Source organism: Haloglomus halophilum (assembly GCF_024298885.1).
Taxonomy (GTDB): domain Archaea; phylum Halobacteriota; class Halobacteria; order Halobacteriales; family Haloarculaceae; genus Haloglomus; species Haloglomus halophilum.
The window spans coordinates 3,411,103-3,427,891 of the sequence record NZ_CP101166.1 but is presented as its reverse complement, the minus strand read 5'-3'; the positions used below and the strand labels follow the sequence as shown (position 1 = coordinate 3,427,891).

The 16,789-nt window shown below is 68.7% G+C and carries 14 protein-coding genes; 4 read left to right on the top strand and 10 right to left on the bottom strand.

The window, feature by feature from the left end; all coding sequences use genetic code 11:
• Nucleotides 1-48 precede the first annotated feature (48 nt).
• From NL114_RS16610 to NL114_RS16600, 3 genes are all read left to right on the top strand, one after another.
• Nucleotides 49-1,704: a GMC family oxidoreductase gene (locus NL114_RS16610; RefSeq protein WP_254822036.1), complete on the top strand. Its 1,656-nt coding sequence runs from the start codon at nucleotides 49-51 to the stop codon at nucleotides 1,702-1,704.
• Between the two features lie 341 nt (nucleotides 1,705-2,045).
• On the top strand, nucleotides 2,046-2,225 hold the full coding sequence (locus NL114_RS16605; protein WP_254822035.1) for a hypothetical protein: 180 nt from the start codon (nucleotides 2,046-2,048) through the stop codon (nucleotides 2,223-2,225).
• A 98-nt stretch (nucleotides 2,226-2,323) separates the two neighbouring features.
• A complete protein-coding gene (locus NL114_RS16600; protein WP_254822034.1) occupies nucleotides 2,324-2,494 on the top strand; it encodes a hypothetical protein in 171 nt (56 codons plus the stop codon).
• Between the two features lie 132 nt (nucleotides 2,495-2,626).
• Here NL114_RS16600 and NL114_RS16595 read toward each other — a convergent pair whose 3' ends face one another.
• From NL114_RS16595 to NL114_RS16585, 3 genes are all read right to left on the bottom strand, one after another.
• Complete coding sequence (locus tag NL114_RS16595) at nucleotides 2,627-4,483, bottom strand: acetyl/propionyl/methylcrotonyl-CoA carboxylase subunit alpha (RefSeq protein ID WP_254822033.1); 1,857 nt, start codon at nucleotides 4,481-4,483, stop codon at nucleotides 2,627-2,629.
• Between the two features lie 218 nt (nucleotides 4,484-4,701).
• Nucleotides 4,702-6,252 carry an acyl-CoA carboxylase subunit beta gene (locus NL114_RS16590; RefSeq protein WP_254822032.1) on the bottom strand — a complete coding sequence of 517 codons (1,551 nt, stop codon included), beginning with the start codon at nucleotides 6,250-6,252 and terminating at the stop codon, nucleotides 4,702-4,704.
• A gap of 258 nt (nucleotides 6,253-6,510) precedes the next feature.
• Nucleotides 6,511-7,833, bottom strand: coding sequence for a sodium-dependent transporter (locus tag NL114_RS16585; RefSeq protein WP_254822031.1), 1,323 nt, complete (start codon nucleotides 7,831-7,833; stop codon nucleotides 6,511-6,513).
• Between the two features lie 138 nt (nucleotides 7,834-7,971).
• On the opposite strand from NL114_RS16585, the gene NL114_RS16580 reads away from it, so the two are divergent.
• Nucleotides 7,972-9,132: a tetratricopeptide repeat protein gene (locus NL114_RS16580; RefSeq protein ID WP_254822030.1), complete on the top strand. Its 1,161-nt coding sequence runs from the start codon at nucleotides 7,972-7,974 to the stop codon at nucleotides 9,130-9,132.
• A gap of 85 nt (nucleotides 9,133-9,217) precedes the next feature.
• On the opposite strand, the gene NL114_RS16575 is transcribed toward NL114_RS16580, so the two are convergent.
• From NL114_RS16575 to NL114_RS16545, 7 genes are all read right to left on the bottom strand, one after another.
• Complete coding sequence (locus tag NL114_RS16575; protein ID WP_254822029.1) at nucleotides 9,218-9,841, bottom strand: CDP-alcohol phosphatidyltransferase family protein; 624 nt, start codon at nucleotides 9,839-9,841, stop codon at nucleotides 9,218-9,220.
• On the bottom strand, nucleotides 9,838-10,428 hold the full coding sequence (locus NL114_RS16570; protein WP_254822028.1) for an adenylate kinase family protein: 591 nt from the start codon (nucleotides 10,426-10,428) through the stop codon (nucleotides 9,838-9,840). Before NL114_RS16570 ends, NL114_RS16575 begins: the two co-directional genes overlap by 4 nt.
• Complete coding sequence (hisC, locus tag NL114_RS16565) at nucleotides 10,428-11,612, bottom strand: histidinol-phosphate transaminase (RefSeq protein WP_254822027.1); 1,185 nt, start codon at nucleotides 11,610-11,612, stop codon at nucleotides 10,428-10,430. Before hisC ends, NL114_RS16570 begins: the two co-directional genes overlap by 1 nt.
• Nucleotides 11,613-11,685: 73 nt before the next feature.
• A complete protein-coding gene (locus NL114_RS16560; protein ID WP_254822026.1) occupies nucleotides 11,686-12,825 on the bottom strand; it encodes an acyl-CoA dehydrogenase family protein in 1,140 nt (379 codons plus the stop codon).
• Nucleotides 12,826-12,949: 124 nt separating this feature from the next.
• On the bottom strand, nucleotides 12,950-13,744 hold the full coding sequence (locus tag NL114_RS16555) for an enoyl-CoA hydratase/isomerase family protein (RefSeq protein WP_254822025.1): 795 nt from the start codon (nucleotides 13,742-13,744) through the stop codon (nucleotides 12,950-12,952).
• Between the two features lie 54 nt (nucleotides 13,745-13,798).
• Nucleotides 13,799-15,169 (bottom strand): Abi-alpha family protein, encoded by a 1,371-nt coding sequence (locus tag NL114_RS16550; protein WP_254822024.1) that lies wholly within the window; start codon nucleotides 15,167-15,169, stop codon nucleotides 13,799-13,801.
• The gene (locus NL114_RS16545; RefSeq protein ID WP_254822023.1) at nucleotides 15,166-16,449 is read right to left on the bottom strand and encodes a DUF445 domain-containing protein; all 1,284 of its coding nucleotides are present in this window, start codon (nucleotides 16,447-16,449) and stop codon (nucleotides 15,166-15,168) included. Before NL114_RS16545 ends, NL114_RS16550 begins: the two co-directional genes overlap by 4 nt.
• Nucleotides 16,450-16,789 lie beyond the last annotated feature (340 nt).

The following is a 16,789-nucleotide window of genomic DNA, read 5'->3' as shown; positions in this document are numbered from 1 at the left end:
GCAGGTCGGAAGCCAAGACATAAATTTAGGTTTGCCTAATCGGGTCGCGTGACCCGGAACGACGGCCGCGACCGGACGCCCAGCGAGCGGGCCGATGTCTGCGTCGTCGGAAGCGGCCCGGCCGGCGCACTCGTCGCCCGGGAACTGGCCAGCGCCGGGTACGCCGTCGTCGTACTGGAGGCCGGCCCGCGCTTCGACCGCGGCGAACGACTCGAGCGGATGGAACGCGCCATCCGCCCCGCGTGGGGGCCCGAGGACGTGTGGGAGATGGGCGGCGAGCGCGACGCGTTCAGTTCCACGGGCCCCCGCTACTACCCGCTCAATCAGGCTCGCGTCAAGGGTGTCGGCGGGTCGACGCTCCACTGGCAGGGGATGGTGATGCGGCTCCACGAGGACGACTTCCGCCGGGAGAGCGCCGACGGTGTCGGCGTCGACTGGCCCATCTCGTACGACGACCTGCGGCCGTACTACGCGGCGGCGGAGTCCGCGATGGGCGTGGCGGGCGCGAGCGACAACCCGTTCGCGCCGCCGCGCGAGGAGCCGTTCCCGCTGCCGGCGTTCGAGCCCTCCTACTCCGACGCGCTGTTCGCGGCGGCCTGCGAGCGGCTCGGTGTCGCCACCCACACGGTCCCGAACGCCCGGAACTCCGAGCCCAACGACGACCGCTCGGCCTGCGTCGGCTACGGCACCTGCAAGCCGGTCTGTCCGTCGGGCGCGAAGTACAGCGCCGACTACACCGCCGAGGCAGCCGAGGACGCAGGGGCCCGCATCATCGACCGCGCGCCCGTCCAGCGACTCGTCCCGTCGCGAGACGGCTCGACGGTCGAGGCCGCCGTCTACGCCACGCCGGACGGGAGCGAGTATCGCCAGGAGGCCCGCCAGTTCGTGGTCGCCGCCGGCGGGGTGGAGACGCCGCGGCTCCTCCTGCTGTCCCGGAATGCCGACCGTGGTCACCCGGACGGCCTGGCGAACTCGTCGGGCTGGGTCGGGCGGGGATTCATGGACCACCTGTTCGTCGGCGCCGGGGGACGACTCGACCAGCGAACCCGGCAGAACCACATCGGCTTCCTCACGAGCGAGAGCCACGCGTTCTACGACGACCCCGGACGGGCCACCGAGGGGACCGGCGGCGCCATCCCCGGGAGCGACGCCGACCTCGGCCCCATCAAGCTGGAGTTCCTCAACTACGCCGGCCCCTCCCCCGTGGAGCTGGCGATGGACGCCGGGGAGTTCGGTGACGACATGCTCGAACGGCTGCGCGCCGACTACGGCACCCACATCGCGATGGGCGGGCTGGTCGGACAGCTCCCCCGGAAGGAGAACCGCGTCACGCTGGATCCCTCGCGCACTGACGACCACGGGAACCCCGTGCCCGACATCCAGTGGGCGCTCGACGACCGCACCGAGCGCACCATCGAGCGTGCCCTGGACATCCAGACACGCATCCTGCGTGAACTGGGCGCGACGGTCGAGGTCACCATCGGCCACGACGGGACCGGCCCGGCGTACCACCAGATGGGCGCCACGCGGATGCACGTCGACCCGTCGAAGGGGGTCGTTGACGGCCGGCTGCGAACCCACGACATCTCGAACCTGTCGCTCGTGGGTGCCTCCGTGTTCGCGACCAGCGGTGCGATGAACCCGACCCTGACCATCGCGGCGCTCGCGCTGAAGTGTGCGACTCACCTCGACGAGGACCTGTAGGCCGTCGCGCCGCTCGCGAGAACGGGCGGCCTTCCTCAGCCGGACTCGACTCTCACGCTCGGACATCCATCCACCGACCGGAGCTGGAGAAACGTTTGGACTGTTCCACGACGAATCACCATTCGTTTGTCGCTATTTCTGCCCACAATCCTTACGAACACCAATAGATATTAGTCACTCTGTCCAGTACCCGGATATATGAAACGGAACGATGGAAGGAAGGAGACGGGAGGGAGTCAGAACTGGGGCCACTGTCTCGCCTGCAGTGGGCCGATCGCTGGCGGTCGGGGAGAGGGCGGCCCGTACTGTCCGGAGTGCACCGACCCGGAGGGTGGTCGCCCGTGAGCACGGGGGAGTCCCTGTCCGAAGCGTCCTGGGGCGCCCACGACCTGGAGTACGGGACCGACGACCCGGACGACCCCGAGGAGCTCACCATCTTCAGCCCGGAGGGCCCGAACCTCACCACCGAGTGGATCACCATCGAGTACGGCGAGGCCATCCCGTCGACGGAATGGGAGTGACTGCGGTAGTAGGGGCGCCCGTCGGTCGCGTGAGTCGACCGGCGGGCCACGGGACAGCCATCACGCTTTCGGGCCTCCGGGACCCACTCGGACGTACCATGGGGATTACGACGAAGCTCAAGCGGCTGCTCGGCCTCGTCGAGGGCCACGAGGAGGAACTCGCGGAGACGGTCAGCAAGCGGACCAGTGTGAGCAAGGAACAGGCCGAGAGGGGACTCCGGAAGGCGACCGACGCGGTCGACACGGGGTCCGGGGAACGCGGTAACTGAGTCCCGAGCCGTACGGCCACCGTTGTGCTAATCCTGCTATCTCAGACTCAGAGCCCATACTCCGAGCATATCCACTAGAGACGTGCCGCAGTTCAACAGAACCAGGAATAATACAGAAACGAGGACCGTCCGCTAGTCCAGGACGAGCAGCACGTCGCCCTGGTCGACGGACTGGCCCTCCTCGACGGGGACCTGTGCGACGGTCCCGCCGAACTCGGCGACGATGTCGTTCTCCATCTTCATCGCCTCCAGCACGACGACCACGTCGCCGGCTTCGACCTCGTCGCCCTCGGCGACGTTGACCTCCAGCACCGTGCCCTGCATCTCGGCGTTGATGGTCTCGCCCTCGGCGGTGACCTGCTGGCCGCCGCCACCGGAGCCACCACCGCCTCCGCCGCCACCGCCGGAGCCGCCCGACGGGCGACCGCCACCGCCGCCACCCTGGGCCCCGGCCGCGACGAGCGCGTCGGCGCTCTCCTCCAGGTTGACCTGGAAGCGCTTGCCGTTGACCTCGACCGTGAACTCGCGCTCGACGGTCTCCTCGTCGCTGCTCGTGCTGGCGTCCCCGGTACCCCACTTCTCCTGGGCCTCCTCGAAGCGCGAGCGGTCGATATGCTCGTCGAGATACTTCGTGGTGTGGGTGCCGTTCAGGAACGCCTCGTCCTCCAGCATCAGCCGGTGGAACGGGATGATGGTGGGGATGCCCTCGATGTCGTACTCGGCGAGCGCGCGCCGCGAACGGGCGATGCACTCCTCGCGGTCCGACCCGTGGACGATGAGCTTCGCGATCATCGAGTCGTAGTCGGTGACGAGGTCGTCACCCTGCCGGGAGGCGTCGTCCAGTCGGACACCGATGCCGCCCGGCGTGTCGTACGTCTCCAGCTCCCCGCCCGTCGCGGGCGCGAAGTCGTCGGCCGCGTTCTCCGCGTTGATGCGGTACTCGATGGCGTGGCCGTCCAGCTCCACGTCCTCCTGGTCGAAGGTGATCTCCTCGTCGGCCGCCACGCGAAGCTGCCACTTCACGAGGTCGATGCCGGTCAGCTCCTCGGAGACGCAGTGCTCGACCTGAATGCGGGTGTTCACCTCCAGGAAGTAGAAGTCCGTGTCCGGACCCAGCAGCTCGTCGGGGCCGTCGCGGTCGTCCTCCTCCTCGACGAGGAACTCGAAGGTCCCCGCGTTGTAGTACCCCGCCTCGTCCGCGCCGCGACGGGCGGCCTCGGTGATCTCCTCGCGGAGCTCGTCGGACAGCGCCGGCGAGGGCCCCTCCTCGATGACCTTCTGGTAGCGTCGCTGGAGCGAGCAGTCACGCTCGCCGATGTGGCGAACGTTGCCGTGGTGGTCCGCGATGATCTGCACCTCGATGTGGCGCGGGTCCTGGAGATACCGCTCCATGTAGACGTTGTCGTTGTCGAAGTACGCCTCACCCTCGCGCATCGCGGTCTCCAGCTTCTCCTCGGCCTCGTCGGGGCCACGGACGACCTTCATTCCGCGGCCGCCGCCGCCCCCCTCGGCCTTGATGGCGATGGGATAGCCGTACTCCTCGCCGAACTCCTCGACCTCGGAGGGGTCCTCGACGGGGTCGGTCGTCCCGGGGACGATGGGCACGTCGGCCTCGCGCATCGTCTTCCGGGCGTGGGTCTTCTCGCCCAGCTGCTCCATCGACTCGGAGGCGGGCCCGACCCAGGTGATGCCGTCGGTGTTCTCCACGCGCTCGGCGAACGACGCGTTCTCCGCGAGGAAGCCGTACCCCGGATGGATGGCATCGGCGCCGGCCTTCTGCGCGGCCTCGACGATGGCCTCCTGGTCCAGATACGAGTCGGCCGCTCTCGCGGGCCCGACGTTGTACGCCTCGTCGGCGAACCGTACGTGCCCGGAGTGCTTGTCGGCCTCGCTGTAGACGGCGACCGTCCCAACACCGAGGTCCTCGCAGGCTCGCATCACGCGAACCGCGATCTCACCCCGGTTGGCGACGAGAACCTTGTCGAACATTATCAGGCGACGGTGCCAGTGCCTTCCCCCTTAGTGTACCGGTTCCGGCCAGGAACAACGCGTTGTATGTTTACCAACTGTCGTCTGGTTGTTGACGATGTCACGGTGACCACGTCCGCTGGAGCGGCGCCGACACCCGTCTAGCGGGTGGTATGGCCGTTGAGAGATGGTTCGGAACGGCTTCAGAGCGGTGAGGTGAGAGGGAGGTCGAAGCGATTTCAGAGCGGGATGTTCCCGTGCTTGCGGTCGGGCGTGTCCGCACGCTTGCGGGATAGCATCTCGAGGTCCTGCACCAGCCGCGGGCGCGTCTCGGGGGGTTCGATGACATCGTCGACGAAGCCGCGCTCGGCGGCCTTGTACGGGTTCGCGAACGTCTCGCGGTAGTCGTCGATGAGCTCCTGCCGGCGCGCCTCGGGGTCGTCAGCCTCGGAGAGCTCCTTCCGGTAGAGGACGTTGACGGCGCCCTGCGGACCCATCACCGCGATCTCGGCGGTCGGCCACGCGTAGTTGACATCGGCGCCGATATGTTTCGAGGACATGACGTCGTACGCGCCCCCGTACGCCTTCCGCGTGATGACCGTCATCAGGGGGACGGTCGCCTCGCTGAATGCGTACAGGAGTTTGGCCCCGTGCTTGATGATGCCGCCGTGCTCCTGGTCCTTGCCGGGCATGAAGCCGGGCACGTCGACGAACGTGAGGATGGGGATGTTGAACGCGTCGCAGAAGCGGACGAAGCGCGCGCCCTTCACCGAAGCGTCGATATCCAGCGTCCCCGCGTTGACGCGGGGCTGGTTGGCCACGACGCCGATGGACCGGCCGTCGAGGCGCGCGAACCCGGTGAGCAGGTTCCGGGCGAAGCGGTCGGCCACCTCGAAGAACGAGTCCTCGTCGACGACACGCCCGATGACATCGTGCATGTCGTACGGCTTCTGTGGCGAGGACGGGACCACGTCGTTGAGGCCCTCGTCGGCGCGGTCGGGGTCATCCCACGGCTCGACGCGGGGCGGGTCCTCCATGTTGTTCTGCGGGAGGTACGAGAGGAGGTAGCGGAGGTCGTCGAGCGCGGCCTCCTCGTCCGCCCGGGTGAAGTGCGCGACGCCCGACTCGGAGGAGTGGACGCCCGCGCCACCGAGTTCGTCGAAGGTGACCTCCTCACCGGTGACCGTCTCGATGACGTCCGGCCCGGTGATGAACATGTGGCTGCTCTCCTCGACCATCAGGATGAAGTCCGTGATGGCGGGGGAGTAGACCGCGCCGCCCGCGCAGGGGCCCATGATGGCCGAGATCTGCGGGACGACGCCCGAGGCCTGCTGGTTGCGGTGGAAGATGTCGGCGTAGCCGGCCAGCGAGTCGATACCCTCCTGGATGCGCGCGCCGGCCGAATCGTTCAGGCCGATGATGGGGATACCCGTGTCCATCGCCTGGTCCATCACCTTGCAGACCTTCTGGGCGAACACCTCGCCCAGCGAGCCGCCGAGGACGGTGAAGTCGTGCGCGAAGACCGCGACCTGCCGACCCTCGACGGTCCCGTAGCCGACGACGACGCCGTCGCCGGGGAACTCCTTCTCGGCCATGTCGAAGTTGGTCGAGCGGTGCTCGCGGAGCGTGTCGACCTCGCGGAAGCTGTCGTCGTCGAGGAAGTAATCCACCCGCTCGCGCGCGGTCATCTTCCCCTTCTCGTGTTGCTTCTCGATGCGCTCCTCGCCGCCGCCGAGTTCGGCCTGCCGCTTGCGCTCGCGCAGTTCCTCGATATCCTCCTCGTCTACCACGACGACCACCCGGACACTGGCGCCGTGTGCGTGCCAACGCGAATCATGGGCGGGCGAACGACCGGCCCCCGCAAATGCGTTCCGGGATGCACTGGGGGTGACCCGCCAGCCAGTGGGCTCGTGTCAGTCCAGCCGGGATACGGCCCACGGTCGGCTACGGATATCACAGACGGCGACAGGACCGCAGCTCGACGCGCCGAGCGTCCGGCGGCTGCCGGTGGGTCGACGGCCGGACGCGCCGGGGCGCCAGTGGAGAACTCAGACGGGTGCGCCGGTGAGTTCGGTGACGCTGAGCGCGACCGTCACCAGTACCGCGAGGAGAACGACGGTCCGGAGCGACCAGAGCCACAGCGGGGCGAGGTCGTCGAACGAGTCTCCCGAACCGATTCGGAGTTCGTCAACGGCATCGGGAGCGAGCACCCATCCGACGAACAGGACGAGCAGGAGCACTGCGACGGGCAGGAGCAGGTTCACGGCGATGCTGTCGAACCAGCTCAGCCAGGCGGTGTCCCAGGCAGACGGGATGCCGAGGAGGAAGAGGAGCACACCGAGCACGGCAGTCGTCCGCTTGCGCTCGAACCCGTGCGTGTCGACGAGATACGACACCGCGACCTCCAGCAGCGAGATGGCCGAGGAGAGCGCGGCGATGAGGATGACGACGAAGAAGGCGACACCGACGACCCGTCCGGCTGCTCCGAAGTCGGACAGTGCGGTGGGGAGCGCGATGAACACGGCGCCGGGACCGGAGGTATCCGGACCGACGCCCTGCGTGAACAGGAGCGGGAAGACGACCAGCCCCGCGAGGATACCGATGGCGGTGTTCGTCACGGCGATGGAGAGGCCGTCGACGGGGAGGCTCTCGTCCCCGTCGATGTAGGAGGCGTAGGTTATCATGACCGCGAAGCCCAGCGAGAGCGAGAACAGCGCCTGCCCGACCGCTGCGGGGATCACGCTGGGCGCGTTCGCGACGATGACGCCGAAATCCGGCGTGAGGAAGTAGTCGTACGCCTCGCCGGCTCCCGCGAGCGAGGCCCCGTAGCCCACGAGCCCGACGAGGATGAGGACGATGGCCGGAACCATCACCTTGGTCGCTCGTTCGATTCCCCCCTCGATGCCGAAGGCCACGATGCCGACCGCCAACAGCATGAACAGCGCGTGGAGTGCGACGGCCTCGGGCCCAGCCGAGACGTTGCCGAAGAACACCTTCGGGTTCGACCCGTAGCTCCCCATCGCGGCCTGGCCGATGTACCGGATCACCCAGCCGCCGACGACGCTGTAGTACGAGAGGGTCCAGAAGCCCGCGAAGACACCCAGCGCGCCGACCGCTCGCCAGCCGGGATGGCCGAGTTCGTCGAACGCGCCGATAGCACTCATCTCGGCCCGACGGCCGACGACGAACTCGGCGAGAATCGCCGGAAGCCCGATGACCACCACGGCGACGAGATAGACGAACAGGAAGGCTGCGCCACCGTTCGTCGCTGTCTGGAAGGGGAAGCGCCAGATGTTGCCCAGACCCACTGCACTCCCGACGGACGCCAGGATGAACCCCAGCCGCGTCGTCCACGTCTCGCGGTCACTCATGACCCGCTGTATCGAGGGGGACCCCAAAAATCGTGCGAAATTTGCCGTTTCAGTCAGTGTATGTGAATTTCTGGCAATATCTGTGGCCTGCCGGAACGCCGGAACGCTCTTTCTCTCCGGCCCCGACCTGCCGGCAGGATGGACGACGATACCGGGGCCGACGACGAGCGCGAGAGCTATCAGCTCGGTCCCGACGGCACCCCCGTCGACGCTGGACCGGACCGCGCTCCCGACCCGGAGCCCGAGACGGCCGTCGAACACCGGCAGGCGGCCCGCCGCGCGCTCGGCGCGGACGACGTGGAGCGCGCCCTCGACCACCTCGACGAGGCCCTGGAACTCGCTCGCGAGGACGGGAACGACGCGCTCGTTGCGGGCGTGCTGACCGACCGCGGCAACGTCCGCATGGAGCGGGCCGATTCCGACGAGGGGGACCCACGCGCCGAACCGGACGCCGACGAGGTCCGGACGGCCATCGAGGCCGCCGTCGCTGATTACACCGCCGCGCTCGATGCCGACCCCGAGAACGGGGAAGCCCTGTTCAACCGTGGCCTCGCCCGTGCCCGCCTCGGGGAGCGCGAGGCCTCCACCGCCGACCTCGAACGCGCGGCCGACGCCGGAACCGGGCACCCGTTCCTCGTTCGCGGCAACGCGTACGCGGAGGCGGGCGCCGACGAGTACGCCCGCGAGGACTTCACGCGTGCCATCGACCGCACCGACACCGCACGAGCGTACTTCAACCGCGGGAACGCGAACCGCCGACTGGGTGACGAGGACGCCGCCGCCACCGACTACGAGGCTGCACTCGACCGGGTCGACGAGCTACCCGACGAGGGGCTCCGCGTCCTGATCGAACTCGGCGAGGTGAGCGCGGGCGAGACGGCCGCGACCCACCGGGTCCGGGCCGCCTTCCTCGCCGCGGCGCAGCGGGACATCTGGCGCGGGATGGCGCTCGCGGAGCAGGCCCTGGGCGACGCCGCCGAGGGAACCGACCCCTGGACCGACGCCGCCGCCCTGGTGGTGGCCGGCGACGCCATCCGCGGGGCCGCCGGATACGGCCCCGACGACGAGGTTTCGGTGGACGTGCCACGTCTCCGCGAGCGACTGACCGACACCGACCTCCCGGACGCGACGGCCGCGCTCGTCACCGGTGCGATGGCAGGCTACGACGCCGCCGAGGCCGCATTCGACGCCCTCGACACCGACGTAGATATCACGGCGGCTGTCGGTGACCGCGACCACACGGCGCTCAGACACGCCGCCGCGGCCGAACTCGGGCGCCAGCTGAGACTCTATCGTTGAGGCTGAGCGGAACGGATCTTCCAGATACCCTCGGGTTCTTCGCCAAAGATGCCGTGTATCTCTCGAAGGCTGACCCTGATGGGACTTATGCCAGCTCCCGATAGGAGTAGTAGAACCGCTGGAGTGCGGTGAGATGCCCGACGACGGCGAAGAAGACGAGCAGGCCGCCGACGACCCCCAGTTGCCCGAGCGGGCCGGCCGCGACGGTGCCGGTGACGAACGCGGCGGCGGCCGCCCCGAGCCCGATGATGACCAGCCGGTCGGCCCGGCCGACGAGGCCGCCGTAGACGCGGTCGAGGCCGACGGCCTGGGCCTGCGTCCCGAGGTAGGAGGTCATCAGGACGCCCGTGACGGCCGCGAGGCCGAGCGCGTACCGGCCGCTCCCGGCCGCCAGCCCGACGAGCAGGAGGATGTCGGCGTACCGGTCGAGGACGTGGTCGAGGAGGTCACCCGCGAGCGAGTCCGTCCCGAGTTCGCGTGCGAGTTCACCGTCCAGCACGTCCAGCGCGCCGTTGAAGAAGACGAACACGGCGCCGAGCAGGTAGAACAGGGGGTTCGACCCGCCGAGCGCGAACGCGACCCCGGCCGCGCCCGCCAGCACGACCGCGAGGACGCTCACCTGGTTCGGCGTCAGGCCGAGGCGAACGAACAGCGAGACGAACGGGTCGGCCACGCGCTTCGCGGTCGAGCGGTACTGGTCGAGCGTCACGCGCCGTCACCTCCATCCTCTGGCGGGGGCTCCGCTCCCGGCTCCGGGAGCGTAGAGCCGACGAGGTAGTCCGTGAAGTCGACGATGCCGACCGCCGGGTCGCGCTCGCCGGCCACGACCGCCGCGACCTCGTCAGCGACCGCATCGGGGTCCCGGTCGGTGGTGTCGACCTCGTGGACGGCGGTCGTGCCGTGGCGGTCGACGGATTCGGAGAGCACGACATCGAGCGCCTCGCTTTCGGCATTCTCCGCGGCCGAGGCCTCGGTTTCGCCGCGCTCGCGGAGCCGTTCGAGGATGCGCTCGGGATGCGCACGCAGGACGACCACCCGGTCCACGTCGAGCAGGTGCGCGAGGTGCGAGTCGAGCACGAGGTCGGCGTCGTCGTACTTGTCCGCCAGCCACTCGCGGACGGCGTCGAGGTCGACGACGAGCGAGTCGCGGGCCTCGTCGGTCGACTCGACGAGGTTCTCCTCGCGGACGACGTCGTTCAGGTGGACCACATCGAAGTCGAACCCGTCGCGCTCGGCGAGCAGCCGGGTCGCAGTGGTCTTCCCGGTGCCCGGGGTTCCGGTGACGGCGACCCGCATCACTCGTCCCCCACGTCATCAGGTCCGTCGGTCGGTGGTCGGGGTCCGTCCATCCCGAAGCCCCCGCCCGCCGCGTCCGGGGGAGCGCCGCCGGTCGCCCCGTGCGGGTCCCGCATCGCGAGGACCTCGTTCAGCACCTCGACGGCGCGCGTGGTCTCGGCACGGGTGCCGCAGGTGATACGGATACAGCCCGGGAGGCCGAAACTAGACGCGTCGCGGACGATGACACCGCGCTCCTTCGCGGCCTCGAACACCGCCTCGGCGTCGCCGACCTCCGCGAGCACGAAGTTGCCCTGGCTGGGCCAGGTCCGCGTGGCGAGGTTGTCGTGGATGAACTCGCGGGCCCACGTCGCGGACTCGACGGAGTGCTCGACGTGGTCGTCGTCCTCCAGCGCCGCGAGGCCCGCCCGGAGCGCGAGTTCGTTCACGGCGAACGGCGTGTTGATGCGGGCGTAGGCGTCGGCCCACGACTCGGGTGCGAGCAGGTAGCCCAGCCGTACGCCCGCCAGGCCGTGGGATTTCGAGAACGTCCGAAGGACGGCCACGTCGTCGCGCTCGCGCACGAGGTCGACCTTCGAGGGCGCCTCCGAGAACGCCCCGTACGCCTCGTCGACGAGGACGACCGTCTCGTCGTCGACGCCGTCGGCGATTTCGAGAATCGCCTCACGGGGAATCTCCCGGCCTGTCGGCGAGTGCGGGCTGATGAGGTAGACGACCCGCTCGCCGTCGTATGCGTCGAGGACGTGCTCCGGGCGCTGCTCGAAGTCCTCCTCCTTGTGGAGCGGGTACGTGTTCACGCGGCCGTGGTGGTAGCGGACGGACATCGCGTAGTAGGCGAAGCCGGGGTCCGGGACGAGGACGGGGTCGTCGGGGTCGAGCATCGCCCGCGCGAGGTAATCGAGCGCGCCGTCGCCGCCGTTGGCGAGCCACACCTGCTCGGGCGCGAGGTCCCAGCGTTCGGCGAGCGCGTCCTGCAGGTCGGCGTGTGCGGCCTTCGGGTAGTGGTGGACGCCGTCGGCGTGTTCACGCATGGCCTCGACGGCGGCCGGCGAGGGGCCGTGCGGGTTCTCGTTCGACGAGAGCTTGACGAGGTCGTCGGGGTCGATACCGACCTCGCGGGCGACCTCCTCGATACCTCGGCCGGCCTCGTAGGGCGTGAGCGCCGACAGGTCCCGCGGTTGCATACCCGGAGGGTGCGGTCGGCCCCGCTTAAGCGTGTCCGAAGCGGGGCGAGGAGCCGAGAGGGAGCCGGCCCGTCTACAGGAGTCGGTCCGCGATGATGTTCTTCTGGATCTCGCTGGTCCCCTCGTAGATCTTCGTGATGCGGGCGTCGCGGTAGTAGCGCTCGGCGGGGTGGTCGCTCACGTAGCCGGCCCCACCGAACACCTGGAGGGCCTCGTCGGCCACGTCGACGGCGTGCTCGGAGGCGAACAGCTTCGCCATCGAGGCGAACTTCGCGGCCTGGTCGGGGTTCTCCTGCTCGACGTTGGCGGCGGCCCGGTAGACGAGCGAGCGGGCGGCCTCGATGTCGGTCGCCATCTCCGCGAGCTTGTGCCGGATGGCCTGGAACTCGCCGATCTTCTGGTCGAACTGCTCGCGCTCGCCGGCGTAGTCCAGCGCGGCGTCGAACGCGCCCTGTGCGGCGCCGACCGCCTGTGCCGCGACGCCCGTCCGGCCGGACGCGAAGAAGTCCATCAGCTGGTAGAACCCCTTGTCGACCTCGCCGATGACGTTCTCCTCGGGGATGCGCACGTCATCGATGACGACCTCCGCGAGGTCCGACGCACGGATACCGAGCTTGTTGTCGATCTTGGTGGGCTGGAACCCGTCCAGGTCCGTCGGGACGAGGAAGGCGGTGATACCCTTGTGCCCCGCGTCCCGGGTCGTCTTGGCCATCACGACGCCCACGTCCGCGACGGTCCCGTTGGTGATCCACATCTTGTTGCCGTTGAGGACCCACTCGTCGCCGTCCTTCTCGGCGTGGGTCTCGATACCCGCCACGTTGGACCCGTGTGCGGGCTCGGAGATACAGGAACAGGACGCGGACTCACCGGCGGCGATGCGGGTGAGCCACTCCTCTTTCATCCACTCGTCGCCGTACTTCAGGATCATCGAGGAGCCGAAGCCGGCCGAGCCGATGGCGCTGCCCAGCCCTGGGTCCGCGCGCCACAGCTCCTCCGTGACGATACAGCGAGCGAGCATATCCATCCCGGCACCGCCGTACTCCTCGGGGATGTGGGGTGCGACGAAGTCGAGGTCCGCGGCCGTGCGGCGGAGGTCCTCCGGATAGATCTGCTCCTTGTCGTGTTCGCGCGCGACGGGCTTCAGTTCCTCCTCGCCGAAGTCCCGGACGGCCTTCCGGATCGCCTCGTGCTCGCCGGTCGTGGTGAACGACATACCCCACACTTCGGTTTCCGGTGTTAAAAGATATTCCCTATCTGCCGGTGGTTGTTAAAACATGGCGACCGGCACCCCGGCAGTGGCCGGGGGCGTCAAATACGGGTCCCGTGGAAGGGCGGACTCACTCCCCCTGGAAGTCCGGGGAGCGTCCCTCCATGAACGCGGTGGCCCCCTCCTCGTGGTCCTGGGTGGCGAACACCTGCGCCTGCAGCGCGGCCTCGTTGTCGAGGGCGTCCTTCAGCGACATGTTGAGGCCCTGGCTGATGGCCTGCTTCGAGGTACGCAGTGCGACCGTCGGGCCCGAGGCGATGCTCTCGACGAGCTCGTCGGCCTGGGCGTCGAACTCGTCGGCGTCGTAGACGTGGTTGAAGATGCCCTCCTCGCCGGCGTCCTCGGCCGAGAGGAGTTCACCCGTGAACACCAGCTCCTTGGCCTTGTTCTCGCCGACGATGCGCGGCAGGAGGTAGGAGGTCCCGGAGTCGACCGCCAGGCCGACCTGCCGGAAGCCGAAGCTGATGCTCGCGTCCGTGCTCGCCAGCGGCACGTCCGTCGCGATGGCGAGGTTGGCGCCGGCGCCGTAGGCCACGCCGTCGACCTTCGCGATGGTCGGGAGGTGGAACTGCGCGACGCGCATGATGGCGCGATGGGTGTTGTGCTGGATGCGCTGGACGGCCTCGTGCAGCTCGGCCGCACCGGACATCATCTCCATCATGGAGTTGACGTCGCCGCCGGCGCAGAAGGTGCCCTCCGTCCCGGTGATGACGAGTGCCCGGACGTCCGGGTCCTCCTCGGCACGGTCCACCGCGTCGATGATGGCGTTGGACATGTCCCCGGTCAGGGCGTTGCGGTTGTCGGGCCGGTTCAGCGTCAGTGTCGCGACGCCGTCCTCGACGTCGTACAGCACGGGCTCGCTCATGCGACCGTGTTGTCCGGCCCTTACAACGTAAACCTTCCCGTGGGGGCGGCGGCCTTACTCCCCGGGCTGGGTCCCCCCGGCACCGTCGTACCGGTCGGCGACCTCGAACGGGAACACCGTCCGACAGAAGTCGATGCCCATGGGCGTGAGACGGACGCTCCCGCGCCTGACGCTCGGGCGGCGGGCGGCCTCCTCCGCGCGCTCGACGTTCGGCTGGGCCTGGAGGACGCGGTACTGCCCGAGGTCGTCGAGAGCGCTGCGCTCGACGCTGAGGAGACCGAGCCGTTCGAGGTTGTCGATGTAGACGTCCGCCCGGTCCTCGTATCGCAGGCCGGCGTCCGTATCGAGCATGGTCAGTCCGTCGGCGACGAGCGACCCCTCGCCGACCGGGATGAGTCCCTTGTCGTAGACGTCGAGCGCGGGCTGGGGTCCCTCCGTCGCGAGGAGGCGGAGGATGCGTGCCTCGTCGGCTGACAGCTGCTCGATGACCCGGACGTAGGCGGGGTGGAACGGCTCCTCGTGGTCGACATCCGCGGAGAGTTCGAGGAGCCGCTGGCCACGGTTCCGGAGGTCGGCGACGGTGACCGGCCCGTCCGCATCGTCGGTGTCGGAGCGTCGGGTACCCCGCTCGTCCGAACTCCCGTTCGCCCGGCGCCGCCCGGCGCTCCCGAACGGGAGCCCCAGCCGCTCCAGTTCGTTCCGGGCGATGTCCGTCGTCTCCTCCAGCAGGTCGCGGGGTGATTCGGAGGTGAACGCGGCCTCTGCCATCCGGCCGCCGGCTCGCAGGCCCGCGAGGCCGGCGTACTCACCGGTGTTGGCGGCCGCCGTCACGAGCATCCGGGCCACCTTCAGCGACTCGTCGAACCGCTCCTCCAGGTCCTCGACATCGAGGTCGGTGGTGTCGATGCCGGCGTCGTCGAAGACCGTCAGCATGTCCTCGAAGTCGCGGTCCTGGACGGTATCCGGGTCGTCCCGAGCCTCCTCGAGCAGCTCGACGAGCCGGTCGAGGTCCTCCTCGTCCACATCCGATGTGTCGAGGTCCTTCTCGGTCACGTCGAGCGGGTCGGTGCCGGCGTCACCGCTCCCGCGGCCGTCGCTCCGGCGGCCGGAACTCGCACCGTCCCCGGAATCGTCCCCTCGGTGACGGTCTCGACCAGCCGCAGTGTCGTCTCCATCGGCCGAGGTCGCCGTGCCTCCGGCTGCCGTCGAGGGGGCGTCATCACCGGACCGGTCGTCGTTCGACGAGGCCATGTCGGCGCCGTTGTCCGTCGCGTCCCCGTTCCGCTCCTTATCGGTACCGGTACCGTCCGGGGACGGGTCGGAGGGGTCATCCGACGCGCATGGGCCGGTCCCCAGGTCCCCCGGTTCAGGGGGCGGGCCTCCGGGGTCGTTACTGGGGTCGTTGCCGGGGTCCCGGGCCGTCATGCGGCGGTCACCACCAGGAGCTGGATCCAGCCGGCGACGAATCCGAGGACGGCACCCAGTCCGATGAGCATCCACTCGTCCTCCTCGAAGGCCGTTCGGAGGGTCTCGACGTACTGGTCCGGTGGCATCTCCGCCAGCCGGCTGGCGATGAGCTCCTCGATAGCCACGGCGCGCTCCTCGTTGAACTCGGGGTCTGTCATGGGTTCGATGGAGATCTCGGCCGCTTCCGTCGCCATCCGCTCGCGCATCGCCTCGTACTCGCTGGTCCCCGTCGCCACCCGGACCGCCGGACCGGCGATGCCCATGGCGCGGTCCACCTCCGGACGGAGGAGGTCCCGGAGCATCCGACGGGTCCGGTCGGATTTCCGGCCGTGGAGCATATCCCGGGCGACGTTCTCCAGCGTGATGGTGTTCTGCGCGACCTCCCGGCCGTATGCGCGCGCGACCTCGGGCTGGCGCTGGATGAACAGACCCTGCAGTTCGAAGGGGCCGAGCGTCTTCTTCTCGACCGGGTTGAAGATGACCTTCAGGGCGATCCAGTTCGTGACGTAGCCGACCGTCGCGCCGACGACCGGCAGGACCCACCAGGCGTCGATGAGGAGGAACAGCGGGATGGTGAAGAAGCCAAGGAAGCCGCCGATGAGGAACCCGGAGTTGATGACGAACCGGAGCTCCTTGTCCCCGGCCTCGAAGAACAGGCGGTTGATGAGCTCCGGGTTCTGCTCCATGTTCCGGATGACCATCGTCTTCACGTCCAGCAGCTCGTCGATGTTCTCCCCGAGCTCCTCGGTGACGGTGTCGACGATCTGCGGCAGCCGGGACTCGACGCGCCGATGTACCAGTTCGTACATCGGCTCGGGCATGTTGTTCCAGAGGTCGGGGTGTTCCTGCCTGATGACATCGTCGACGAGTTCGTGGATCTCGTCGCCGGATTCGGCGAGGATATGCTGTGCGATGCGGTCGGGGTCGAACGCGTCGTAGAACTCGCGCTGTGTGGCCAGCTTGGAGATGCCGGTGTCGACGGAGATGCTGGCCATCTTGTCCGCGCGTGCGGGAATGATCCCCTGCCAGCCGATCCGCCCCTGCAGGAGGCCCGGAATCTGCTGGATCCGGTTCGGGAGCTTGACCACCACGTCCTGCAGTCCGGGCACACGGAACCCGAGATGGTCGATCGGGTAGAACAGCATCTTGATCCCGAACCAGTTGGTGATGTAGCCGATGATCCCCGAGATGAGGGGGATGAGCAGGAGCCGTGGTTCGATCGGCAGGGGTGGAATCATTGCTGGCTGGCGACGGGTGGCTGGCGCGACTGGGCGCAGTGAGATACCGCCCGCACGGTCGAGGGTCCGCCCGGCGCCCACCGGATTCGGGGGGACGCCCTCGGGTGGTTGAACCGGGATTCCGACTGCACTAACTTAATACCACGGTTAAGGAGGTGGTCAGTTTCCCTCGAGCCGGTTCCCGGCTCGTACGCCGAAACCGCCGGACGACGTGGTGTCGAGAGACGGTGTACCATGGCACCCACCATCTGAAGATGGTATTGAATGGTCTTCAGAGTAGATAGAAACCAAACCACCCAATGGTTAAGTGGTTCGCCACCGGAGATGAAGGCAGACGGCA

What these genes read in the sequence shown, in the direction of transcription:
- NL114_RS16580 (WP_254822030.1), top strand. Translation starts at nt 7,972, where the DNA reads ATGGACGACGATACCGGGGCCGACGACGAGCGCGAGAGCTATCAGCTC.
- NL114_RS16600 (WP_254822034.1), top strand. Translation starts at nt 2,324, where the DNA reads ATGGGGATTACGACGAAGCTCAAGCGGCTGCTCGGCCTCGTCGAGGGC.
- NL114_RS16585 (WP_254822031.1), bottom strand. Translation starts at nt 7,833, where the DNA reads ATGAGTGACCGCGAGACGTGGACGACGCGGCTGGGGTTCATCCTGGCG.
- NL114_RS16545 (WP_254822023.1), bottom strand. Translation starts at nt 16,449, where the DNA reads ATGATTCCACCCCTGCCGATCGAACCACGGCTCCTGCTCATCCCCCTC.
- NL114_RS16555 (WP_254822025.1), bottom strand. Translation starts at nt 13,744, where the DNA reads ATGAGCGAGCCCGTGCTGTACGACGTCGAGGACGGCGTCGCGACACTG.
- NL114_RS16570 (WP_254822028.1), bottom strand. Translation starts at nt 10,428, where the DNA reads ATGCGGGTCGCCGTCACCGGAACCCCGGGCACCGGGAAGACCACTGCG.
- NL114_RS16595 (WP_254822033.1), bottom strand. Translation starts at nt 4,483, where the DNA reads ATGTTCGACAAGGTTCTCGTCGCCAACCGGGGTGAGATCGCGGTTCGC.
- NL114_RS16550 (WP_254822024.1), bottom strand. Translation starts at nt 15,169, where the DNA reads ATGACGGCCCGGGACCCCGGCAACGACCCCAGTAACGACCCCGGAGGC.
- NL114_RS16560 (WP_254822026.1), bottom strand. Translation starts at nt 12,825, where the DNA reads ATGTCGTTCACCACGACCGGCGAGCACGAGGCGATCCGGAAGGCCGTC.
- hisC (WP_254822027.1), bottom strand. Translation starts at nt 11,612, where the DNA reads ATGCAACCGCGGGACCTGTCGGCGCTCACGCCCTACGAGGCCGGCCGA.